Annotated in this window: 24 protein-coding genes; 7 read left to right on the top strand and 17 right to left on the bottom strand. The window is 45.0% G+C overall.

What is annotated here, in order from left to right:
- Positions 1–6: 6 nt before the first annotated feature.
- Both ubiE and rmuC read right to left on the bottom strand, forming a co-directional pair.
- Positions 7–786, bottom strand: a complete 780-nt coding sequence (ubiE, locus tag R7P74_RS12535) for a bifunctional demethylmenaquinone methyltransferase/2-methoxy-6-polyprenyl-1,4-benzoquinol methylase UbiE (RefSeq protein ID WP_005379210.1) — start codon at positions 784–786, stop codon at positions 7–9.
- 77 nt (positions 787–863) lie between these two features.
- Complete coding sequence (gene rmuC / locus R7P74_RS12530) at positions 864–2396, bottom strand: DNA recombination protein RmuC (protein ID WP_033905890.1); 1533 nt, start codon at positions 2394–2396, stop codon at positions 864–866.
- Positions 2397–2564: 168 nt separating this feature from the next.
- Here rmuC and R7P74_RS12525 point away from each other — a divergent pair, with 168 nt between their 5' ends.
- Entirely contained in the window at positions 2565–3470 is a 906-nt protein-coding gene (locus tag R7P74_RS12525) for a DMT family transporter (RefSeq protein ID WP_225473502.1), read from the top strand.
- 194 nt (positions 3471–3664) lie between these two features.
- Positions 3665–6112, top strand: coding sequence for an EAL domain-containing protein (locus R7P74_RS12520; protein WP_262628842.1), 2448 nt, complete (start codon positions 3665–3667; stop codon positions 6110–6112).
- An 18-nt stretch (positions 6113–6130) separates the two neighbouring features.
- On the opposite strand, the gene R7P74_RS12515 is transcribed toward R7P74_RS12520, so the two are convergent.
- The 4 genes from R7P74_RS12515 to R7P74_RS12500 are packed head-to-tail and all read right to left on the bottom strand — an operon-like array spanning position 6131 to position 8372.
- Positions 6131–7201 (bottom strand): AI-2E family transporter, encoded by a 1071-nt coding sequence (locus R7P74_RS12515; RefSeq protein WP_005379202.1) that lies wholly within the window; start codon positions 7199–7201, stop codon positions 6131–6133.
- Between the two features lie 45 nt (positions 7202–7246).
- A complete protein-coding gene (locus R7P74_RS12510) occupies positions 7247–7573 on the bottom strand; it encodes a hypothetical protein (RefSeq protein ID WP_318057940.1) in 327 nt (108 codons plus the stop codon).
- The gene (locus R7P74_RS12505; protein ID WP_005379198.1) at positions 7563–8075 is read right to left on the bottom strand and encodes a phage holin family protein; all 513 of its coding nucleotides are present in this window, start codon (positions 8073–8075) and stop codon (positions 7563–7565) included. Before R7P74_RS12505 ends, R7P74_RS12510 begins: the two co-directional genes overlap by 11 nt.
- 48 nt (positions 8076–8123) lie before the next feature.
- On the bottom strand, positions 8124–8372 hold the full coding sequence (locus R7P74_RS12500) for a hypothetical protein (RefSeq protein WP_005379196.1): 249 nt from the start codon (positions 8370–8372) through the stop codon (positions 8124–8126).
- A 360-nt stretch (positions 8373–8732) separates the two neighbouring features.
- On the opposite strand from R7P74_RS12500, the gene R7P74_RS12495 reads away from it, so the two are divergent.
- A complete protein-coding gene (locus R7P74_RS12495; protein WP_005379194.1) occupies positions 8733–9170 on the top strand; it encodes a DUF2383 domain-containing protein in 438 nt (145 codons plus the stop codon).
- Between the two features lie 148 nt (positions 9171–9318).
- Positions 9319–9717 (top strand): hypothetical protein, encoded by a 399-nt coding sequence (locus R7P74_RS12490; protein WP_017821105.1) that lies wholly within the window; start codon positions 9319–9321, stop codon positions 9715–9717.
- Positions 9718–9920: 203 nt separating this feature from the next.
- On the opposite strand, the gene R7P74_RS12485 is transcribed toward R7P74_RS12490, so the two are convergent.
- The 5 genes from R7P74_RS12485 to R7P74_RS12465 form a co-directional block, all read right to left on the bottom strand.
- Entirely contained in the window at positions 9921–11585 is a 1665-nt protein-coding gene (locus R7P74_RS12485) for a diacylglycerol kinase family protein (protein WP_258474622.1), read from the bottom strand.
- 144 nt (positions 11586–11729) lie between these two features.
- Positions 11730–12161 (bottom strand): hemerythrin domain-containing protein, encoded by a 432-nt coding sequence (locus tag R7P74_RS12480; RefSeq protein WP_005379185.1) that lies wholly within the window; start codon positions 12159–12161, stop codon positions 11730–11732.
- Between the two features lie 103 nt (positions 12162–12264).
- On the bottom strand, positions 12265–12462 hold the full coding sequence (locus R7P74_RS12475) for a hypothetical protein (protein ID WP_005379178.1): 198 nt from the start codon (positions 12460–12462) through the stop codon (positions 12265–12267).
- Between the two features lie 8 nt (positions 12463–12470).
- Entirely contained in the window at positions 12471–12647 is a 177-nt protein-coding gene (locus R7P74_RS12470) for a DUF1328 family protein (RefSeq protein ID WP_005379177.1), read from the bottom strand.
- A 45-nt stretch (positions 12648–12692) separates the two neighbouring features.
- Positions 12693–13244 (bottom strand): BON domain-containing protein, encoded by a 552-nt coding sequence (locus tag R7P74_RS12465; protein ID WP_005379174.1) that lies wholly within the window; start codon positions 13242–13244, stop codon positions 12693–12695.
- A 436-nt stretch (positions 13245–13680) separates the two neighbouring features.
- Here R7P74_RS12465 and R7P74_RS12460 point away from each other — a divergent pair, with 436 nt between their 5' ends.
- A complete protein-coding gene (locus tag R7P74_RS12460; protein WP_005382945.1) occupies positions 13681–15024 on the top strand; it encodes a sigma-54 interaction domain-containing protein in 1344 nt (447 codons plus the stop codon).
- A 93-nt stretch (positions 15025–15117) separates the two neighbouring features.
- On the opposite strand, the gene R7P74_RS12455 is transcribed toward R7P74_RS12460, so the two are convergent.
- From R7P74_RS12455 to ftnA, 3 genes are all read right to left on the bottom strand, one after another.
- On the bottom strand, positions 15118–16311 hold the full coding sequence (locus R7P74_RS12455) for an NAD(P)/FAD-dependent oxidoreductase (protein ID WP_225468024.1): 1194 nt from the start codon (positions 16309–16311) through the stop codon (positions 15118–15120).
- 180 nt (positions 16312–16491) lie between these two features.
- Complete coding sequence (uspB, locus tag R7P74_RS12450; protein WP_005379169.1) at positions 16492–16815, bottom strand: universal stress protein UspB; 324 nt, start codon at positions 16813–16815, stop codon at positions 16492–16494.
- 91 nt (positions 16816–16906) lie between these two features.
- Positions 16907–17434, bottom strand: coding sequence for a non-heme ferritin (gene ftnA / locus R7P74_RS12445; protein WP_005379167.1), 528 nt, complete (start codon positions 17432–17434; stop codon positions 16907–16909).
- Between the two features lie 282 nt (positions 17435–17716).
- Here ftnA and uspA point away from each other — a divergent pair, with 282 nt between their 5' ends.
- Together uspA and R7P74_RS12435 are read left to right on the top strand one after the other, a co-directional pair.
- A complete protein-coding gene (gene uspA / locus R7P74_RS12440; RefSeq protein ID WP_005379165.1) occupies positions 17717–18142 on the top strand; it encodes a universal stress protein UspA in 426 nt (141 codons plus the stop codon).
- 64 nt (positions 18143–18206) lie between these two features.
- Positions 18207–19085, top strand: coding sequence for a carboxylate/amino acid/amine transporter (locus R7P74_RS12435; protein ID WP_025768287.1), 879 nt, complete (start codon positions 18207–18209; stop codon positions 19083–19085).
- 69 nt (positions 19086–19154) lie between these two features.
- Here the strand turns inward: R7P74_RS12435 and R7P74_RS12430 are convergent, their stop codons facing one another.
- The 3 genes from R7P74_RS12430 to R7P74_RS12420 all read right to left on the bottom strand — a co-directional run bounded on the left by R7P74_RS12430 (position 19155) and on the right by R7P74_RS12420 (position 23908).
- Positions 19155–19727 (bottom strand): hypothetical protein, encoded by a 573-nt coding sequence (locus R7P74_RS12430; RefSeq protein WP_017821113.1) that lies wholly within the window; start codon positions 19725–19727, stop codon positions 19155–19157.
- A 186-nt stretch (positions 19728–19913) separates the two neighbouring features.
- Positions 19914–20693 (bottom strand): class I SAM-dependent methyltransferase, encoded by a 780-nt coding sequence (locus R7P74_RS12425; protein ID WP_025768285.1) that lies wholly within the window; start codon positions 20691–20693, stop codon positions 19914–19916.
- 89 nt (positions 20694–20782) lie between these two features.
- On the bottom strand, positions 20783–23908 hold the full coding sequence (locus tag R7P74_RS12420) for an EAL domain-containing protein (RefSeq protein WP_086046423.1): 3126 nt from the start codon (positions 23906–23908) through the stop codon (positions 20783–20785).
- Positions 23909–23930 lie beyond the last annotated feature (22 nt).

Below are 23930 nucleotides of genomic sequence, written 5' to 3'. Positions count from 1 at the left end.
TAACCCTTAGAATTTATAACCGCGATGCAAAGCCACAATACCACCAGTTAAGTTGTAGTATTTGGTGTTTTCAAAACCTGCGTCTTGCATCATGCCTTCCAGCGTTTCTTGGTCTGGATGCATACGGATTGACTCCGCTAGGTAGCGGTAACTCTCTGAGTCATTCGCAACTAGCTCACCGATTCTCGGCAACAAGTGGAATGAATATGCGTCGTATACTTTCGATAACGGCTCTAGCACTGGTTTTGAAAATTCCAACACCAATAGACGGCCGCCAGGCTTCAGTACGCGGAACATTGAACGAAGCGCTTTGTCTTTGTCAGTCACATTACGCAAACAAAAACTGATGGTGATGACATCAAAATAATCATCTGGGAACGGCAGTTCTTCTGCGTTGGCTTGAACGTAATGCACGTTACCCACAATACCGTTGTCACGCAGTTTATCGCGACCAACGTTAAGCATTGAGTTATTGATATCGGCAAGGATGACATGGCCTTCATCGCCAACAATGCGCGAGAATTTCGCCGTCAAATCCCCCGTACCACCACCTAGGTCAAGAATACGTTGGCCAGGGCGAGCGCCACTACAATCGATAGTGAAGCGCTTCCAAAGGCGGTGAATACCACCTGACATCAGGTCATTCATGATGTCGTATTTTGTTGCCACGGAGTGGAATACTTCGGCAACCTTAGTCACTTTTTCGTCTTTTGCCACTGTAGAGAAACCAAAGTGAGTGGTTTCATTCTCTAACGCTGTATTGGATTGCAAACTTGTGTCCGTCATTCTAATTCCTCTTAGGCAGCGCTTTCCTCTACGGGGCGTTTGTTGACAAATAAAATCGCCCACTGCACTGCGGGCGATTAGTTTACTTTATCCTCAGCCGGATGTCTTTCTACTAACGGGTCATTTTCTGAAAATGCATCACTCTGCGCTAACTGCGCGAGGTCGGAAGAAATCGGTCGTTTAATTTCAACTCCCAAGTGTTTAAAGCTTTCGGCTTGGCGAATCACATTTCCGCGCCCTGTGGCAAGCTTGTTCATCGCACCTTGATAGCTTTGATTCGCCTTATCCAGCGCACCGCCGAGCCCCTCCATGTCGTCCACAAACAATCGTAATTTGTCGTAGAGTTTTGTCGCGCGCTGCGCAATCATTTTGGCGTTTTCATTTTGGCGTTCATTGCGCCATAGATTATCAATGGTGCGCAATGCCACCAGCAACGTTGTTGGGCTCACCAAAATGATGTTTTGCTCCATCGCGTCTTTAATCAAGCTCGGATCGGCTTGAATCGCGACTTGGAACGCCGGCTCAACCGGAATAAACATAAGTACATAGTCCAAACTCTGAATACCTTTGAGTTTGTGGTAGTCCTTCATGCTTAACCCTTTGATATGTGCACGTAGAGCAGCTAAGTGCGCATTCAAAGCCTGATCGCGCTCAGCATCAGTTTCGGCGTTGAAGTAGCGCTCATAGGCAACCAGCGCCATTTTAGAATCCACAACCACTTGTTTGTTTTGTGGGAGATGAACAATGACATCAGGTTGGTAACGCTTGCCTGCTTCATTTTGTAAGTTCACCTGAGTCTGATATTCGTGCCCTTCACGCAAGCCAGATTCGGCAAGTACCCTAGCGAGCACCACTTCGCCCCAGTTACCTTGCTGTTTGTTGTCCCCTTTCAACGCTTGGGTCAAATTAACCGCTTCGCGCGTCATTTGCTCGTTCAAACGTTGCAGGTTTTTCAGCTCATGCACTAGGGTATGGCGCTCTTTAGCTTCTTGGCTAAAGCTGTCATTAACGTGCTTTTTGAACCCTTCTAACTGTTCTCTAAGCGGTGACAACAAGCCTTCTAAACTCTGACGGTTTTGCAAATCGACCTTCGCGGTTTTTTCTTCAAACAATTGGTTGGCCAAGTGCTCAAATTGTTGTTTCAAGCGTGCTTCCGCTTGTTCTAAAATTTGCAGTTTTTCGGCATTAGCTTGGTTAATTTGCTCATGGCGAGCTTGCTGTTCACGCAGCTGCGTTTCTAGACGTGATTTGTGTTCACGCATCTGACCAAGCTCATCAAAGTATTGCTGGCGCTCTTGCTTTACAGCCTCGAAGTAACGCAGTTTTTCCATTGCTGCCATCAGCTTTCCATGTGTTTGGCGTACTTCAAACGCGGCTTTATCGCGCTCATCATCTAATTCATCCAACTCTTGCTGGGCATCGGCAAGGCTTTGCTTGACCTGTTCAAGTTGCTGTTGATGAAGCTGTTTTTCTGAAAAAAGTTGTTGCTCGAGAAGCTGAGTTTGGGTGATAAAACGCTGTTTCACCCACCAACCGGCAGCGACACCACTAAGCGTGGCAGCACAAAGAGAAGAGAGAATGAGAGATTGGTACTCAAGAATCCATTGCATAATAGCGAGTTAGCCTGTGTTTTGTATCTATAACAATGGTATTTAGACACTGGATAAATGTCCAGTTTGTTGGATGAAAAATCCTCGCATACACTAGGCCTTCCTATAATATTCTTTCTTCCGCTCAAATTATCCAAACCGAGCGGCACATCATCACGCAGAGGCATCATGAACGAGCGTCGCGCCCTAGGATTTGGGCTCTCAGCAGTATTACTTTGGTCTACCGTTGCAACCGCATTTAAACTCACGTTGGCAGAATTTACGCCGATTCAAATGCTATGTATTGCCAGCATCATCTCTGCGATTGCGCTAACAGTAATCTGTGGTGTGCAAGGTAAACTGGGCCAGCTAAGCGCTACATTTTTCTCAAACCCTTGGTATTACCTACTGCTTGGGTTGATTAACCCTTTGGCGTATTACGTTATTCTGTTCAAAGCATATGACTTGCTGCCCGCATCTCAGGCTCAAGCGATCAACTACAGCTGGGCCATCACCTTAACGCTAATGGCTGCTGTTTTCTTAGGACAAAAGATCCGTGGTAAGGACTGGCTAGCTTGTGGTTTTAGTTATGTCGGCGTGATAGTGATTGCCACACAAGGCAATCTTTTAGGCATGGAATTTGAGAGCCCGTTGGGTGTTGGTCTTGCGCTGCTATCAACGCTGCTGTGGGCCGGTTACTGGATTTTAAATACCAAAAATAAGGCCGACCCTGTGGTTGGCGTTCTGCTCGGCTTTTTGGTCGCTATTCCATTCGCCATTGGTTTAAGTCTTTATGAAGGTGCGAGCTTGCAGGCAATCTCAATTAAAGGCTGGGCAGCGGTGACGTATGTCGGATTGTTTGAAATGGGGATCACTTTCGTTTTGTGGCTGAGCGCACTCAAATCAACGCAAAACACCGCGCGTATCAGTAATCTGATCTTTGCTTCTCCATTTATCTCACTCATGTTGTTAGCTACCATCATCGGCGAAGAAATTCATCCTTCAACCTTGATTGGCCTGGTATTGATCATCAGTGGCTTAGTCATTCAGCAAGTCTCATGGGGCAAGAAAACCAAAGCGGTAAACGCTTCTTAATCACCTATCAAAAGCCCTAAAAAACGATGCAATAAGTTGGATAAAAAAGAGATATAGATAACATTTTAATGATAGAAAGCACTTTACGCTGCTAGGATTTAGCTACGCGTTGGATACGATACTCACAAAGCCCAATAGCTTACGCTAGATTCTAATATAATTACCTTTGGGCGATTTAGGACTCGTTATTAATTATGTTTCGCTTCGCTATTCCTTCGCCTTTGATGGCAGACTGGCAACACGTTCTGCGACAATGCTGTGATGTAACTCAAGCTCAGGGACAGCTTTATACTCTGAGCGATACTCAGCAGTGGCTATCGACTGAGGTGTCCACCTCAACCCAAAATCATCGTGCTATCGTCGATGTGATAACGCAAGTTGTCGATCACTTTACGCCGACAGATTTTACAGTTAGCCATACCCCCTTTGAAGAGCAAACCTTGAGCATAGGACCGATTTGGCTACCAAATGGCGAATTGCTTGCCGTACTGACACTGACTCACCCTAATGATCAATCAACAGTTGTTTCGGCATGGCTAAGCGCAATGGCGGGGCGGATCAGCTTTGATATCAACTTGCACTGTCCGCAAGAACAAACGCGACATCAAAGCGCGGAAATAAAGCCAACACCAACACTACAAGAGTTTATCGACTGCCTTGAAGACCACGTATGGATAAAAGGCATGGATGGTCTTTATTCGATGACCAACCGAAGCGTAGAAAATGCGTGGCAAAAAACCAACAGTGAAATCATTGGAAAAGACGATTTTGCTCTGTTTAGCCATGAACGTGCGGAAAAATTCATTGATGCCGATAAATTGGTGGTAGCCACGGGCACGCAAAATATTGTTGAAGAATGCCGTCAAATTGATGAAAACAATAACCCCACTTGGCTAGAAACCATTAAGTCTCCTGTCCGTGATCATGCGGGAAACTTAATCGGCATTCTGGGGATGACACGTAACATCACCCGCCGAAAAATGGTAGAAACGCAGCTCTCCTTAGCGTCCCAAATTTTCAACAATTCGCAAGAAGGCATGGTCATTACAGACCGCAATGCCAACATCATTGATGTAAACACGGCTTTTACCCAAATTACAGGTTACCGCTCTGAAGAGGTGATAGGAAAAAACCCACGAATTCTGCGCTCAGGTCATCATGATCAAGGTTTCTATCAACAGTTGTGGCATCAACTCGAAAACAAAGGCCAATGGAAAGGCGAATTCATCAACAGAAAGAAAGATGGCAGCATTTATCCGCAATTAGCGACCATTAGCGCCGTAATGGACGATAAAAACCACCTTATTAACTACATTTGTGTGTTTGAAGATATCTCTGTGCGTAAGGCACACGAAGAAAAGCTGCAGCGCATGGCTTTTTACGATCCATTAACCAATCTACCTAATCGCACCCATTTACTCAGCTTACTCGAGCAACACATCGAAACCGGACACAAAAACCAGCAGACGTTTGCCACCCTATTCTTAGATATCGACCATTTCAAACACATCAACGATAGTATGGGCCACTTCTGTGGTGACCAACTGCTGTCTAAGTTAGCGATTCGTCTGCAAGATGTGCTTCACCTCAATGCGCATGTGGCTCGCATTGGCGGCGATGAATTTGTGATTATTTTGCCAGACATCCATAGTGATGTTGCCTTACTGGAAACCGTCGGCGATATTCTAAGCGTATTCCAGCAACCATTCGACTTGGCAAACCACGACTCACTTCGTGTCTCGACAAGTATTGGTATTGCCTTGTACCCAAGAGACGGTCAAGACAGTGAAACCTTACTGAAAAACGCAGACACCGCGATGTACTTAGCAAAGAAAAATGGACGCAACGGCTACGCGTTTTACTCACCGGATTTGACCGATAAATCCGTATCCCATGTACGCATTCAATCCGCTTTGCATCAAGCAATAGAAAAACAACAACTCCGGTTAGAATTCCAACCGCAATACAATTTGGAACAAAATACGATTGTCGGCGTGGAAGCTTTATTACGCTGGCAGCATCCAGAGTTTGGCCTTGTACCACCAGCAGACTTTATTCCAATTGCAGAAAAAACAGGGCTGATTCAAAGCATTGGTGAGTGGGTGTTACAACAAGCCTGTTTGCAAGGTAATGCTTGGCTGGACCAAGGCATCGAGTTTGGCAAAATCGCCGTCAATGTTTCTGCGTTGCAGCTTCAGCAGTCAAATTTCATTCAGCGATTAAGTACTATCCTCGATAACACCGGATACCCTGCCCAACGGTTAGATTTGGAGATCACAGAGAGCTTTTTACTAATCGACCCTCAACAAGCCATTGCATCGTTAAATCAATTACGAGAACTGGGTATTGAGATTTCTCTGGATGACTTTGGAACTGGCTATTCGTCTTTGTCTTACTTGAAAGGTTTGCCAATCAACAAACTGAAAATTGACCGCTCATTTGTCAGTGATGTCCCAAGTAATAGCGACAGCAACGCGATTGTGAATGCCATTATTGCCATGGGAAAAACGCTGTCGTTGAAAGTCGTCGCGGAAGGGATAGAAACTCGGGAACAAGCCGATTATTTATTCGAAAAAGGCTGTATTTATGGTCAGGGATATTTATTTAGTCAGCCAGTGAGCGCTGAAAAACTGTTTCGTTGAACCAGCTTGCTCCTCAAGTCACTCTCGCGGTGCCACGTCCGCGGAGGTGATTTGTTTTGCTTGATTTTGGGTTGATTGGCATAGCTCTAGACGATCAACCAAAATATTGATACAAACCAGCAACGGCACACCGATCAATAGTCCCATTCCGCCCCAAAGCCAGCCCCAAAAAACAAGCCAAACAAAAATCACTAACGGGTTTAAGTTAAACCTTTTCCCCAATAGTGTTGGTGTAACAAACTGACTTTCAATCAAATTGAGCAGTAAATAGATAGACACCACCGTCAGCATAAAACTGACCGACTCCAACTGAAGATAAGCAACAAAGCCAAAGCTCACCATGGATATGACAGGGCCGAGGTACGGCGCAAAATTCATCACGCCTGCAAATGCGCCCCATAGAAATGGATCTTCAAGGCCTAGAACAAAAAACACGGCCCCAACACTCAACCCCAGCCCCGCATTCACTAAAGTGATGGTGCCAATGTATCGAGATAGGTCTTTCTGTAGCGCTTTGACCAATTCAATCGCTTGGCGCTGTTTGGCGAACCCATGTAAGTAAGACACTGACTTTCGAAATAAGCTTCGTCCATGATTGAGCATAAAGTAAACCATAAACAGCACGATCATCGCTTGTGTCAAAATCGTCGGCGTAGTGGTCGCGAGCGTTTTTACCAAAGAAAATACGGTGTTGTTCCCGACCTCATCCATACTCATATCGTTGGCGATATTCAATGGAGTATTAAGGTGATCAGCCGAAGCTTTAGTAACTTCGCTTACTTCTTGCGACACATTTTTCACGATACTGGGCAGCTCAGACCACCATTGCTTGGCGGGCTCCGACATGGCGGCAAGACCAATAATTGAGGCGCCAACTAGAAATGACAGCGTCAACACGACGGTAATAGCACGTGGTAAGCCTTTGTCTTCAAGATAATTAATGAAAGGGCTGCACAGCAGAGAAATAAAGGTGCTAAGCACAATAGGTAACAATATTGGCTTGGCAAAATACAGCCCTGGGACGAGTAACAGGACGAGAAGCGTTGCACCAATCGCAGTGTTGGCAGGAATGTTCAATTTCGCTGTCATAATAAGCTCAGAATCGGTAAGAAAACTTTGCGGTGAAATCCGCTATTAGAGTGGTTCGCCCTCTGTCGTCGCAGCGTTGCTTACTTGTGTTGCTGCATTTCCATTTTGCTCCGCACCTGACTCATCCAGAGAAGCTGCCGCGACCGGCTTTGTGAGCGAATCGGTAATATCAGACACGCTGCTAACCAATAGCCCCATCGACGAAATAGAAGAAGTCAGTCGAGACAATCGATCTGCTTTTGCTGCGGTAACGGCAACGACAGCACTAATGCCTAATGTCGTCCAAGGGTTTTCTCTCACAAACTTCTTGGTGGTAAACGTGAACATTTCCATCGACAAACAACATTGCTCTAGAGATACTTTACCTTCCATCCGCTTGATCCGCATGGCTCGATTGAGCTTTTGTAGCGAGCGCATCCCACCCCTCCTGTAATTGTTCTGTCGTATTTTTGAATCCAAGAAATCCAACTAAACGCTTCTGCCACCAGGCTAAAGCAAATAATGCCAAGCCTAATGATGTGATAAATACACCCACGGCAACATATACGTTGGCAGTTAACTGATAAGCCACCACCCCAGAGGCAAGGCACAAACTGAATACGAACAATACCGACAATAGGGTAAAAACAACGGTACACAGCAAAATTTGACGCACTGCGGACACGTTAACTTTCATCTCCAAGAGGAACAAATCCAACGTTGAACCTGACCATGCTTTTAGCGATTTCGTCAGTTGGTCCAATTGCGCAAGAATGCTGCTCAAACCATTAATGGTTTGTTGGATATCCTGTTCTTCTGCCCCATCAGGGGCTCGGCCGCTGTCTGAAGCCGCCGAGCCTGATTGCTGATTGGTAACTTGCCCTGAGTTATTCATGTGAAGCCTCGCCTTTCTGTTGTGTGGCTTAATCCTTGGTGACCACTATTATTTGATCAGCTTCGAAACCGCCCAACCAGCAAGGAAGGCACAGCCTATGCTCAGCAATGGGCGCTCCTTGATTACATTTTCTGCCGACTTAGTCGCCTGCTGAACTTGCTGCGCACCTACATCCAGCTTCTCTTTGGCTTGGTCTTTCATCGCGCCAACAGCTTCCGTCGTGGCTTGCTCCGCTAAGTGATATGCTTCTTCTAACTGCTCTTGAGGTTTTACTGTGCTTTCTTTTGTAGTAGCCATAACTAGCCTCCATTAATGAGTTGAGTAGTGAATCAAGTGAAACAATGTTTGACCTCACTTACTCCCTACAAAGCCATATCCATGCCAGAATTTTAAGTTATTGTTTTTTATTGGTTTTATTTTTGTTTCGATAAAAAGCCGTATCTGTACGTGTAATTCTTTCCAGGCTTTCCCCGCCATTCTTGTAATTTTTTCTTAGCGCCTTACCGACTGTTAGCAATTTATTGCAAAACAAGACATTAAGTCACTGATTAATAAGACTTAAAACTCATTGGCATACAACCTGCAATTGAAGATGAACATCGTGTTTGTATTCCATACGCTCAAACACCCCTATCACCAGTAAATAAGGAGTGGCATATGAAAAATGAAAACATCGCCTCAATCATTGAGCTTATCGAAAGCGGAAATGAAATTTACAACAAGGCCATCGAGAACATCGACAACACTTCTTTGAATAATGTGTTGGTAGAACTGCTCAGAGTACGTGAGCGTGCAGTCATTGAGCTCACTCCCTACTCTCTAGCAAGTAACAATGAAGAATCTGCCGACGACACTCCAGTTTCCTACACCATCAAGGCGCGTGAGGTCTACAGCGACGTGATGAAGGAAGTGTCCTCTGACAAAGAGTCTATGTATTTAGAACAGCTTGAAGGTGTCGAAAGCAAGGTACTCAAAGAGATTGAGAATTTGATTACTTCCCACCCAGAGCAGGCGGATAACTCGGTTCTGCTGAAAGTTCGTAGCGATATAAAAAGCTGCAAAGAAAAACTCAGCAGCATCAGCCTTATTAGCTAAAACTTGGTGGTCGCCTTTGCAATAAAGCTCGGTATTGATCAAAGAAATGGCCAACTTGCTTTGGCCATTTCTGACAAGCCCACAGGCGCATTAACATAACCATCACGAGAAATGTCCCACGACAATAGTCATAAATAAAGAGGTCACTATGACATTGGATAACAATCGAGTAAGGGAGCTACTCGTAAAAATGACACACCATCGCCAAACGTGTTTGCCTCTCGTTAACCCGCAATCACATATGACACTCGCAAGAGCGGCATATCGATTCGTGAAAATAGAAAAAGTGATGATCAAAAAGATGGCGAAGCTGTTCTTCGATCAAGATGGTGAAAAATTCATTGCAGAAAATGCCACCGAATACGGCGTTGCCGAGTTAGGCAATTACAAAGAAATGCATTTTATGAATAAATTACTGTTAGATGATTTAAAAGCCCTGCTTAGAGCCATTGACGACACCAACTTAACCGCACTTGTTTCTTATTGGTTAGCTGCTTTACAAGTTGAAAACGATGAAATTGAAAAGCACTTACCTCAGGGTGAGTAATTATACTCGCCCTTCTTTCTTTCACTTTGTTTAAACCACATCCCCAATCAACCTAGTAAAAGGTGCAGATAGAAAAAAAGCCGCTGCATCTACGCAGCGACCTTAATAGCCTTTTTACGACGCACACCAAATCATCAAACAACACAGAAAAAGCGCCATGTAGAATACGAAGCAAATGGCGCGTTATCCGCGGATTATCTGTGTTAAAGCGAAGCTGATTTACGTCTCTGGCTTGGAACAAATACGTTCAATGACTTTGGACGCAGCTTGATTGCCAGTTGCTCATCAGAATACAGTTCACCATCAATCACATACTCAATCGGTTTATTCGCAGAAATAGTGACGCTCTGAGCCGTCGCGTATTGAAAATGTGTCGATTCTTCCTGTGCGCCTACGCTCGTTAATGTCAGATCCGACAATGCGATAAGACGTCCGCCTAAAGACTCGGTGTTATCTAAATATGTGATATGCAGCTTGCCATCATCAGGCTGCGGCGCATCACCACCTTGGGCAAGCAACGTACTAAATGGAGCGATATTCGCAACGACAAAACTATGGACTTCAAGCGTTTGTGTATTCTTGTCGTGGTTTCCATCTTCAGTTGGAGCGTCTAACGATACGGTTAAAGCTTGCGTTTCTTCCGCCACTACAGCATTAAAAAAGCCGGTGAGGTAAGCGAGTTGTCCAAAAACATTTTTCTCTTCTCGCTGAGCGTGCTCGATCATTTTCTGTTCTAGCCCAATGCCTAAGACCAATAAAATAAGCCGCTGATTACAGTCCGCAGTATCAATACGTTGGCAGTGTCCGCCAAGCAACGCTTCACACGCTTTTTCGACCGGTGAGAATTTGGCGCCAACGCCATAGAGCACATGACATAACGCATTGGCAGTTCCGAGCGGAACAATACCGAGTTTTAGGTCGGTATCCACCAATTGGCTAGCCACCTCTGTTACTGTGCCATCGCCACCAGCTACGATGATTTGCTTAGCTCCACTTTCTTTTGCCTGTTGTGTTAGCTGCTCGGCGCTGAGGTTTGTGGTGGTTTGATGAATACTCAAGCGATATTTTTTGGTTAGCTCACGAATCAAGTGCTGTTCGTTTTCCTCCCATTTGCCGCCACCTGAAACAGGGTTAACCACCATCCAAGTGGATTGATCCAGCCCCAGTACGCCTTTTTCACTGATCGCTCGTAACGTCCTAATCTGTAATTTATTTAATCTCGCGGTACTACGTACGTCATTGATTTTTTTCATCACAGATTCAACCGTCAGTGACGGGTCTTTGCTCAGTAAATACGCCGCCACAACAAACACTGAACGACCACGCCCTAACGCACAATGCACAACCACAGCCCGCGAGCACGAGATTTGAGTATCAATCCAGTTAATCGCATGGCGAAGGCGCTCTAGCGTTGGGGCTTTGTGGTCGAGTACCGGAATCGAAAGGTAATGAAACTGCTTGTCGGTCATCGCACTTTCAAGGCCTGCAAATTCTGCGGTGACATCGACAATACAAGAGATCTCATTGGATTCGAGAAAATCTAAGTCACTCTGAAACAAACGGCGAGATAGGTATAAATTGTCGCTGACTTTTTGGATTGGAGGCACAGTATCACGCCGTCTTTCCCAGGCGTTATACGCTCTAGCCCCCAATAAAAATGGAATGAATGCCCAGCGAATCCACCTGACAATCTTGCCATCTTGGTTTTTTCTAAAAATAGAGGGAATGTCGAATACGTAGGCTACGCTGACCAACGCTAAAGAAAGAGATATCCACAAGAACAGCAGACTAACGATAATTTGAGGCGTATAGATAGCGGCCAATAAACTGATCAGAGCGCCAAGAATATAATATTTGATGATAAACATTCGCTCTCCTTGCCTTCAGCGAGTGCACTTTTTAGTGGAAGTTAGAATACGCGGGGGATTGAGCTTGGATACATGAACTTGAGTAAACGCCTTGATTGAGTGCCTTCCCGTGCCGAAATGGCACGAAAAGGTCCAACACTCTACCTAGCTTGCCATCTCTTCAACATAACCATCCGCTAGTTTCATTTTCTGCTTATCGGTCATTACCTTACCGGCTAACTGGAAGAAACGCTGCTCTTCTTCCTCAAGATGGTGCAACACTTTGTGACGCAAGGTTTTCATTAGGTTGAGCCACGCTGGCGAGCTCATATCGGTTGCATCAAGCTGTGCAATCACTTTATCAATTTCATGATGCTCTGCGATGCCATGGCGAGTGAGATCAATGGTCTTATCGCTATCTATTAAAGGCGCGTAGAAAAATCGCTCTTCTGCCGCTGCGTGCTGTTCGAGTTCCTCTTTAAGGTTGTGGTAAAACTCTTCACGAGCGGGGGAATCTCCAGACGTTTCCATCAGAGCATCGAGTAAAAGGCGCTGCTTTTCATGACTCTCTTTCAGTACATCAAATATGTTTTTCATCTTTGACTCCTTATCTGATTGTAAACAATTGGGACAAAAGGAAGGGCGGTGATTGACCGCCCCTCTCTTACATAGCTATGCGTAAAAACCTAACCTGATTCGGCTAACAATCTTGGTCTTCAGCGTTTAGGTTTTCTTTAATGTTTTCACATTCATCTTCAATCGCATTTTGGGTTTCTTCGGCGGCTTCATCTATCTTTTTGCCGGCCTGTTCCATTGGCCCTTCTTCACTACAAGCTGCCAACGCAAACACCAAACCGAATACTGCGGCGATACGGTAAATAAATGACGTAAGTCGCATGGAATCTCCTATCTATTTACGTTTTTTCTTCCCAGCAGAACAATCACTATTGATACAATTAATGACAATAGGAATAGGTAAAATATCACTTGCGCGATAGAGGCAGCAGCTCCTGCAATACCGGTAAAGCCTAATAGTGCAGAAATTAGTGCCAGTGCCAGAAAAATAAACATCCAACGAACCATAGTGTTACCTCCTAATAAAAGTGGGTTAAATCACTCGGCTCGCTATTATTGAACCACTTCTAGCTTATCAATCACCTTATTTACGTCATTGGTGTTATTTGCAATTGAAATTGCAAGATCATGCTCCGCATCTGAATTAACTTTACCTGCCAACGTTACCGTTTTGCGTTCTGTCGTTACATCAATATCCGTACCACTCACATTGGTATCCATTAGTAGGCGCGTTTTAACTATAGTCGTGATTTTAGAATCGGTCAGTGTAGCTAAAGCTTCTGAATCAGTTTCTTTCTTGCCTTCATTCACTACTGACAATTCGTTGTTTACTTTTTTCACACCATCAAGACCAGTAACAAGCTCTTCGGCAAGTGATTTTTCAAGATCATTGTTTACCGAACCAGAAAGGGTAACGACCTGATTCTCTACATCGGTATTGATATCAAAAGAGTTGAGATTGCTGTTTAGCAGTAGTGTGGTTTCAGCTTTACCATCTAGCCAAGCGTCCATGGATTCTTTTTCCCATTTATCACTCGCTAAGACTGCTGTAGATGAAGTAGCAAGAACTGACGTAAGTACAATTTTAGCTGCGATGTTATTCATGGTAATTCTCCTTTATTGACGTTGCACTTCCCTAGGAGCAAACCATGTGCCAACTTTATAACTCATTGTTTTTAATTGACCAATAAAGGAAAGAGGTAAAAATGAGATGAGCAATAAAGTATAAGCATGAATTATTTACACGTAAAAAATGTAATTTTTAATCGGTGATAAAGCCTCCGTCACTTGTGCCTAAATAACCTGATAAAACAGAAAGGCTATTTCCCCAGAATCAATTAATAGCAAACTTATTATTTTAAAAATAAAAATCTGAACAAAAGGAAATATCTACTGATGGCTCTCACCGATATATATCAAAAAGGGGCTAACAACATAAAAATACCGAACAAATCCTTAAATCTATGCTGACAATATTTTGTCTTGTGAAGTGAGAATAATCCACGTACATTGTTTCTGTCATAGTAAAGAGGACATTTCTATGTCGATGCCAAGCCTGTTTCTAAGAATACAAGATCCATCACTTAAAAATGCCATCGCTTCTTGCCAGGAACTGAACAAATTTCGTCTGCATGACATCGATGCCGCAGACCAATGGATTGAAGATTTCCTACAACTCAAACCGGAAGTTGCGATTGTTGAAGTCGCCCACTTTACTAGTGCAGATTATCAACGTCTTTCTAATATCGAAGACATCTACGATATGGACTTGATCATCATTAGCTCTGGCGCTCCAAACGAGAACTTGGATAAGCTGATGAACTTGGGTGCTATTTTTCACTACAGAAAGCCCGTTGATATTGCCATTCTGACGGACACCCTGAGTGAAGTCAGCCAGTACTATCAACACAAACAAGATCAAGGGCGTAAAGTGTCCACCAGCGATCTTGACCAATTTGGTCTTTTGGTCGGCTCTTCCTCTCCGATGCATCAGCTCTATCGTATGATCAGGCGCGTTGCTAAAACAGAAGCCAACGTCCTTATTGTCGGTGAAAGTGGATCAGGCAAAGAACTGGTGGCGCAGACCATCCACTTAGCGAGTGAGCGTAAACAGCAGCCCTTTATAGCGATTAACTGTGGTGCCATTAGCCCTGAATTGGTTGATAGTGAACTGTTTGGCCATGAGAAAGGCGCTTTTACCGGAGCAAATAAAACTCACCAAGGTGTATTTAAGCAGGCAGAGGGCGGCACCCTATTTTTAGATGAAATCACCGAGATGCCTATCGAGCATCAAGTGAAGCTATTGCGGGTGCTAGAAACCGGAGAGTATCGCCCAGTTGGCAGTAATACAGTTCATATCGCTAATACTCGCATCATTGCTGCTACAAACCGTGATCCTAAAATCGCCATTGAGGAGCAGTTCCTGCGTGAAGATCTGTTTTTCCGCTTATCGCATTTCCCATTAACGATACCGCCACTGCGAGAACGAGGCGGTGATATCGTCGGTCTGGCCAAGCACTTTATTGCGCACCGCAACGCCAATGAGGCAAAAACCAAAACGATTCTTGACTCTGCGATCCAAAAAATCGCTGCACACGACTGGCCAGGTAATGTCCGTGAGCTCAAACACACGATCGAGCGTGCATTTATTTTGGCTGATGACACCATCCGAGATGAACACCTGATCTTCGACACACCACCATTGGAAACAGGCACCAGCATCGAAGACCTTGTTCCGGCGGGCGTTTCGCTAGAAGAGCTAGAAAAAGCCGCCATTCTCAATACCCTTGAAGAGAATCAAGGCAATAAAACGGAATCAGCGCAGGAGTTAGGCATTAGCGTGAAAACGCTCTATAACAAACTCGAAAAGTATCAAGACGAGTAACTCGCTATGGGAATACAAAAAGAGTACTGAATAAAACTCAGTGCTCTTTTTGTATCTTATCTTTTATGCAGTTAGGCTGCGTTTGGTGTTTGATTAAACCCACTGCCCCGCAACAAAACCGCTCGACCAGCACCACTGAAAATTGTAGCCCCCTAGCCAACCAGTCACATCCATCACCTCACCAATAAAATAAAGCCCTTTAATGTCTTTGCATTCCATGGTTTTCGAGGATAAGTGATCAGTATCGACACCGCCGAGTGTCACTTCCGCAGTTCGGTAGCCTTCAGTGCCATTCGGGGCGATATCCCAATGCTCTAGGCGCTCCACAATCGCCGCAAGCTCCTTTTGATTGAACTGTTTTAGCGGTTTATCGACTAGCTCTTTACGTTCAATTAAGACTTCAACCAGACGCTTAGGCAGCACTTTGGCAAGCGTATTCTTGAGTGACTGATTTGGATGCTTCTCACGACTGCGTTCTAATAACTCAGCAACATCATCGTTTGGCACAAGATTGATCAACACCTTTTGTCCGGCCCGCCAGAATGAAGAAATCTGTAACACTGCTGGACCAGATAACCCACGATGTGTGAACAACAGGGCTTCTTTGAACATGGTGCCATCTTCAGCCGTAATTTCCGCAGGTACCGCGATACCAGATAACTCAGCAAAGTCTTCTTTGTCTTCTTTATGCAGAGTAAATGGTACAAGACCTGCCGTGGTTGGGATAACTCGAAGACCAAATTGTTCCGCGACTTTATAACCAAATGGTGTCGCTCCCAGTTTTGGCATCGACAAGCCACCTGTTGCGATAACTAAAGACTCACATTCGACAATCTCAGTACCAGCATGCAAACGAAAGCCTTCATCAATTTTTTCAATCGAATGAACATCGCATTGGTAACGCTGCTCGATGTTCGGCATGTCACACTCAGCTAACAACATCTTCACGATATCTTTGGCCGTAAATGCATCGACACAAAACAACTGGCCGTGATCACGCTCTTCGAACTCAATGCCATGTTTACACACCATCGAGATGAAATCCCAGTTAGTGTATTGGGAGAGCGCCGACTTAACAAAGTGCGGGTTTTGACACAAATAGTGATTAGCTGAAACGTCGTAGTTAGTGAAGTTACAACGACCACCGCCCGAGATAAGGATTTTACGTCCTGGCTTTTTAGCATGATCGAGCACCCAAACACGGCGGCCTCGCTTGCCTGCTTCTGCAGCACACATTAAACCTGCTGCGCCTGCGCCAATTACAACAACATCAAATTTCTTACTCATCGGTAGCTCTTAGACTGATTGGTATCGAATCAAAATAAAAAAGGATGTGCACATTGCACATCCTTGCTTTCTAGGCGCGACATTCTACCGACAAATACCGAAAGGGAAAAGCGCTTAAACTCTAAGCGCTCTGTATGTCCGCAAAATCTCAGACAGAACAACTATCTAGATTATTGACTCTTAGAGAATGAAGGCTGCAAGTAGCGTCACGCCGAGCAACGCGGTCGATAGAACAAACAATTCACGCACTCTTTCACACTTACCAGTAAAAATTTCATCGTGGTGATGATGATATTCTTTACTTTTAATGTAGTGATACAACCTCACCTGCTTGGTGACATTTCCATGAGTGGTAAAAAAACCATTACCATCAACTTGCTGATATAACAGCGGATGCGCTTCACGCATGATATAAATTAGAGAACGAAGAGCGGTGAGATACCGGACCATATTAACTCCAGTTACCACCATTAGCGCAAATAAGATTGTGTCTCCACTGATCATCTTTTCCTCCCTACATCTTCAACAATGCTCAAGAGAAAAAGACGATCAACACTTCGTCTTTACCCGCTACTTACAACGTCCCAAAACGCGTTTACGCAGCTGGAGCATCCATGATTGAAGATGAACCTTCTTTCGCCATTTGTGCTAGATCTTTGTCAATGAAGAACAACGCTTTACCGTCTTCACCTACCAGTTCGATCTTATCTAAAATCCCTTTAAACAACTTCTCTTCTTCGTGCTGTTCTGACACGTACCACTGTAGGAAGTTAAACGTTGAGTAGTCTTGGCTAGTAAATGCAACGTGCGCCAGTTTGTTGATTTTTTCCGTGATCATTTGCTCATGTTCAAATGTCTCGCGGAAAACGTCACCTAGGCTCGCAAAGTCATGCTTTGGCGCATCAATAGCGCCTAAGATTGGCATTGAGCCAGTTTCACTCACGTAAGTGAATAGGCGTTGCATGTGCTCCATTTCTTCTACGGCGTGAGCGCGTAAAAATTCAGCCGCACCTTCAAAACCTTTGTCTTCACACCAAGCACTCATTTGTAAGTATAGATTGGATGAGAAAAATTCTAGGTTAATTTGCTCATTCAATTGTTCGACCATAGTTTGAGACAGCATGTTAACTCCTATTATTGTGCATGCAATATACCCAAGTAACCTCGAAATAAATGACGCTGCGAGAATAGCTTGGTCTGGCAGACACGGCGAAGTTTCACTTCAACTCTAGTCAGTAACACTACGCTTATTTCAGCATATCAAAGTCACTTGGGTATAACGCCACTATAACATGATTACTGAGACAAGACTTTGTACCTACGGCACCGATATGAGATCACTTCAGCAAATTTTTTTTGGGGTTGGTGCTAATCTAAAACTATGACCTTACAAGGAGATAGCAATATGAGTTACAAACACATACTTGTGGCAGTCGACCTTTCAGACGACAGTAAAGTGTTGATTAAGAAAGCCGTATCACTGGCTAAACCTCTGGATGCGAAAGTCTCTTTTATTCACATCGACGTGAACTACGCAGAACTCTACACCGGGCTTATCGATATCAATATGGCAGAAGCGCAACATCAAGCAATGGAAGCATCGCGCACACAATTGGCAAACTTCGCTGAATATGCGCAATACCCAATTGCCCATACTTTAGTCGGTAGTGGCGATTTGAGTAATGAGCTGTGCGATACCATTCAAGATTACAGTATTGATTTGGTGGTTTGTGGTCATCACCAAGATTTCTGGAGCAAGATTCTATCTTCGACTCGACAGCTGATTAACTGCTCACCAGTCGATATGCTGGTCGTACCGCTAAAAGACTGATTGGCGCAGCGATAAAACTTGGTTAGACTGCGGGCACATTTGTTGTTGATAAAGATTCTCATCCATGGCTTATCTATCCGCAGTTACCCTACTTTGGGCATTCTCATTTAGCCTGATCGGCGTTTACCTCGCCGGTCAGGTTGATTCTTGGTTCTCGGTGTTCATGCGCGTGGCACTGGCGAGCCTGGTTTTCATTCCCTTTTTGAAATTCCGTGGCGTTAGCAAATCCCTGATCGCGAAACTGATGACTGTCGGTGGCTTCCAGCTCGGTTTGATGTATTGCTTCTACTACCAATCTTTTTTGCTCCTTTCCGTGCCAGAAGTATTGCTGTTCACCGTATTCACACCCATTTACGTCACGCTAATCTATGACTTCTTGAAAGGTCGCTTTTCACCTTGGTACTTAGTTACCGCAGCAATAGCCGTATTTGGTGCCGCCTGGATTAAATTTGCAGGCATTAATGAAGATTTCCTACTGGGCTTTTTGGTCGTACAAGGAGCAAACCTCTGCTTTGCCATCGGTCAGGTGGGCTACAAATATATCATGGAGAGTGAACCCGTCGATTTGCCACAACACACCGTGTTTGGCTACTTCTACTTAGGTGCACTTTGTGTAGCAACCGTGGCTTTCGCGCTCATGGGTAACCTCGACAAACTACCAACCACTACAACGCAATGGGGCATTCTGACATACCTTGGGTTGATTGCTTCTGGTTTTGGTTACTTTGCTTGGAACAAAGGCGCGACTATGGTGAACGCAGGTGCACTGGCAGTAATGAACAATGCATTGGTTCCGGCGGGCTTGATTGTAAACATTGTGATTTGGAACCGCGATGTTGATGTCATGCGACTCGCCATTGGCGGTGCGATCATCATGCTATCCCTATGGATTAACGAAACCTGGGTGAAAAAGCGCGTAGAGATGAGCTACGCCAATAAGTAACGCAGCTAATCCTATAAACATTTCGACAATAAAAAACGCTCTCCGACTGGAGAGCGTTTTTTTATTTGATTAATGCACTTTGGCTTGTGAGATTGCGTTCATCAAAGCATTAGGTGGCGTTGGCAGCAACACTTCTAGTTTCGCATTACGCGCTTCCAGTTTACGCTGACGCTTAAGTAACTTTTGTTGTTTTTTCGCCACTTTTAGCAACTTCTTTTGCTGCTTATAGTGCTTTTTCAGTGCTTTTTTCGCTTTCTTGAGCGATTTTTTATCCGCTAAATCAAACCATACTGATGCGTCGGCTCTTACTGGCTCCGGAGATTTTTCGGCTTGTTTTTTCTCTTTCACGCGCTCAACAACACGCTTCACAATCGCGGCTTTTTCGTTGCTTTGTTTAGTGGTCACTGGAATCGCTTGTGATGGCAGAGCTTCAACCAATAAGCCACATGCTTGTTGCTCACTCAATGGCTTGTCTTGGCATTTTTGTGGAGGAATTGCGGCTGGCTTACAAAGGGTATCTTTGGCCGATGAAGAGCGTGCGCAAGAACGACAAACGAATTTTGGTGCGACAACTAAACGATGGATATCACCAAGTTCTGCCGCGATCTGTTTGCGACTCATTTTACATAAACGTTTAGCCATTCTACTACTCCAGCTTCCCAGTTATCGACCGCATCACAACAAGTGAAATAATAATAATTCTTAGTTAGATATACAGTCAGGAAAGGGAATTAGCAAGAGAAAACTATCAATAGAGACGAGGAAAGAGAAGCTGAGTCACAGCACGATACACCGTACTGTGACAAGAAAAGTTGAGCCGTCAGGAAGTTATGCCATCGATGCTTTAACATAGACATCGAAGCGATTTTTTTTCGTTTCAATCGCCATGGTCGGTTTTTTCTCGTTCAGCCAGTTAGCATAGTCTGGGCGTTTAACTACTACACGCTTTGTGGCTAACGCCATGGCTGGTTCTAGTAGGCCATCGGCGTCCAAATCGGCGCCAACCAACGATTGGAAAACGCGCATTTCTTTTTTCACGAGCGCCGACTTCTTTTTATTTTCTGGGTGCGGATACATCGGGTCAAGATACACCACATCTGGCTGGACAAAGTCTTTATCTTGCGCCAATTGTTCCAACGCATCATGGCTAGAAGCATGGATTAGCGACATGCGCTCAGATACCCAGGTGCCGATTTCTGGGTCTTGTTTCGCTCGATCCAAGCCATCATCTAACAAAGCCGCGACGACTGGATGACGCTCGACCATCTGCACTTTACAACCTAGTGAGGCGAGCACAAACGCATCACGACCAAGACCTGCCGTGCCGTCTAACACGGTTGGCGTTGCCCCTTTGTTCAACCCCGCAGCTTTCGCAATTGCCTGACCTTTACCACCACCGAACTTGCGACGATGACCGACCGCACCACCAATCAAATCCACAAAGATTGCACCCAGCTTTGGCTCATCCACTTTACGTAGCTCCAAACGCTCGGTGGTTAGCACCAAAGCAAAATCGCTATCGTCAGTATGAGAAAGCCGCCAACGCGCAGCGAGTTCATCAAGATGAGATTGTTGAGACAGGTTTTCACAGATCAATTGCAGTTGCAAAAGGAGGCTCCAATAAAAATCGAGGTAACTGGCGCTGAGTGTATACCTAAGTTACCTATTAATGCTAGGTTGAGCTTGCTACGCAGAGGTTATACAACCGTCAGTTGCTCCACTAGCTCAGAAAGCGGCTTAGGATGACCAATACCGTAGCCTTGGCCGTAGTCCACACCGAGGTCTATCAAATGCTGCATGACCTGGTCATTTTCGACAAACTCCGCCACCGTCACTTTGCCTAGTTGTTTCGCCAAGTCATTGATTGAACGAACCATCACGCGGTCCATTTCATTTACGTTGATATCTTGCACGAAAAGACCATCAATTTTCACGATATCGACAGGAAGTTTCTTTAAGTAACCAAATGAAGACAATCCAGATCCGAAATCATCCAATGCAATCATGCAACCCAAAGCCTTTAGCTTGGTAAACAGCTCAATGGCTTGATCCAGATTGCTCATCGCCGCTGTCTCGGTGATTTCTAAGCAGATTTTTTCACACGGCAGAGTCGAACTTTCCAATCGCTCCAATAAGAAGTCAATAAACTCTTGATTCCCCATAGATTGACCTGAAAGGTTTATCGAACAGCGACCAAGCTGTTCAATCACCTCAGGACGCTGTTCAAACCACTCTAGCGTTTGAGTAATAACCTGCTTATCAATCCAATGGGCAATGTTGTAGCGCTCGGAAGCAGGGATAAACAGCGCAGGAGAAACATAATCACCGTACCCATTGCGAATACGCACCAAAATCTCAAAATACATTTGAGTCTCGTGCTTTTGTAAGCTTTTTATCGGTTGAGCAAACAGTTCTAAACGTTGATTCGACAATGCCTCATGCACCAAATTGACGCTCTGCATTTCCATCTGACGACGCTGCAACTCTTCGTTATCTAAGCTGAATAGATTATAGCGGTTACGGCCTTGCTCTTTAGCGGCGTGACAAGCAGAGTCTGCTTGAGCGTGCACCATTTGTGGCGTATCAGCGGTATGATCGATGATACGGATACCAATTGAGCAACTGATGAACAGGCGTGTGTCTTCCCAAATAAAGAGGTGTTCGCTTAGTGTCGAGATGATCAGTTTGGCAATATTGATGGCGCCATATTCGTCACAGTCTTTGAGTAACACCGCAAACTCATCGCCTCCCATTCGAGCCAAGATGGAATTGTACGGCAGAACGCCTTCCAGCATACTGGCGCAGAATTGAATCGCCGCATCACCTGCATCATGCCCAACCGTATCATTGAGGACTTTTAGCTGATCTAAGTCGAGGTACAGCATGGCGTGGACTCGACGATGGCTGTCCACTTCGCACAGTGCGGTCTTAAGCTCTAGTTCAAAATGGTTTCTGTTGTAAGTCCCCGTCAGTAAGTCATAGCGAGCTTGGTATTCCAATTTCTCGGAGAGCAGTTTGGTTTCGGTAATATCTTCGCCCACAATCAGCAGTTGCTCAGATTCACTCAGCGGACGAATATTCTCGCGCACCCAAACACGATGACCATTTGCATGACGATACTCGACTTCACGTCGCCAAACACCATGCACTTGCTGGTTGGGTTGCAATAACACTTGGCGAGGGAACAGCACTTTGTCATCAAAATAGAACTCCCTCAGGCGATGTCCGAGCATGTCCATCGGTTTGTAGCCAAGAAGTAGTTGAGCAAATCGATTCACTTCTTGAATTCGGTTATTACTATCAAGCGTCACCATCATCACGGGCTGCTGCTCGTAATAGTTGCGTAAGGTTGACTCACGTTGGTAGAGCTTGTCCTCCATCAATTTACGACTGGTAATATCGCGCGCTTCAAACAAGTATTGCTTATGATTCCCTACTTGCTGAGAAAAAGGCTTGAGCGAAACTTCTAACACCAATGCGCCGTGTTCTTTACTCCAAATTTCAGCTTCAAACGTCGACACTTGATGGTGAGGCGCGTGGAAATACTCCTCAAGCAACGCTTGTGCTTTTTCACTCCAGTTGGGGTGAAACCAAAGTGGTCGGTCTAAACGCAGTCCTTGGTGATAAAGTAAGGATTGAAGGTGATCGTTGCCCGATTTAAGCACACCGTTGGCATCCAAAATGCCCATATACTGCATGCTCTGATCGAAAATCGATTCTAGAATAGCCTGGCTTTCTCGCACAGCGCTCTCACTTCGACGCATCCGCTGTAAATAATAACCCATCAGCAAAATGACCACCGACATCACCACAAACAGGCTACCAAACAGGCGAATTTCCTTGGCAAAACGTTCAGAAAGCTTCATTGGCTTATTAAAAAATACCGCAGAAACCTCTTGTTCAGCCCCCAATCCCCAACGCGCTACCGCTTGGTAATCGAGCTTTATTTCAGAATCACTTTTTTTCACCGCAGGCAGAGGCTGATCAGGGTTATCCAAAACGAACTCAAGCATCTCTGCACTCTCAATACCATGCCGATAACCACTTTGAATAACCCCTCCAACTGCGCCATGACCCAAACCAATGTCATGCACCATAAACAGCGGCGCGTTTGAGACTTTGTTGACACCAACCCAGTCACGCTCGCTGCCAACCATACCTTGTTTATCTCGGTAATAGGTCCAGAACAAGACGACTTTATCGGAACTCAGTTTTGCGACTTGTTGTTTTAGATCGATGATACTGTCTGGGACAACTTGTACGATTTTGTCTCGATATTGCGGGAACTTGAGGACAAAATTGTCGATTTGATAACGCAACACCTCACCGGTCACCGAGTGGTCACTGACGATGAGAACTTGTGTGTAGTTCGGATGTAAGCGCTCAATAAGAGCGAGATTCGCTTCCAAATCGACATCTTCCATGACTCCGGTTGCATTCAGAGAACGATGTAAAGAAGGATGGTAGTTATTAATGCCGTTAAATATAACTGGGGTGTCTTTGATGATTGGGGCTAAACGCTGCATGAGTTCAAGTGCATTGTTATCGCTCACTAAAATGGCATCGAATCGCTCTTTGCGTAATTTCGTAAGATACAAGGATTTTAGTTGCGCAAAAAACTGCTCACTCTGGTTACGTTTCGAGTCTAGATAGAGCACACGCATGTCCAGCGCTCGATCGCCCAGCTGTTGCTCGATGCCTCGCTGTATGGAGTCCGTCCAGAAAAAACCCTGATGATAGGAGTGCACGACCAACACCTTCGGATCTGAGGCCGTAGCAAACGCGCTCCAACATAGCGCGGCAATAACCAGAAAACGCTGCACATTATCTCCATAGCTCGGAGTT

It is taken from the genome of Vibrio sp. 2033, from assembly GCF_033339735.1.
Note: the sequence above shows the minus strand (reverse complement) of the source record. Positions and strands in the feature narration are given on the sequence as shown.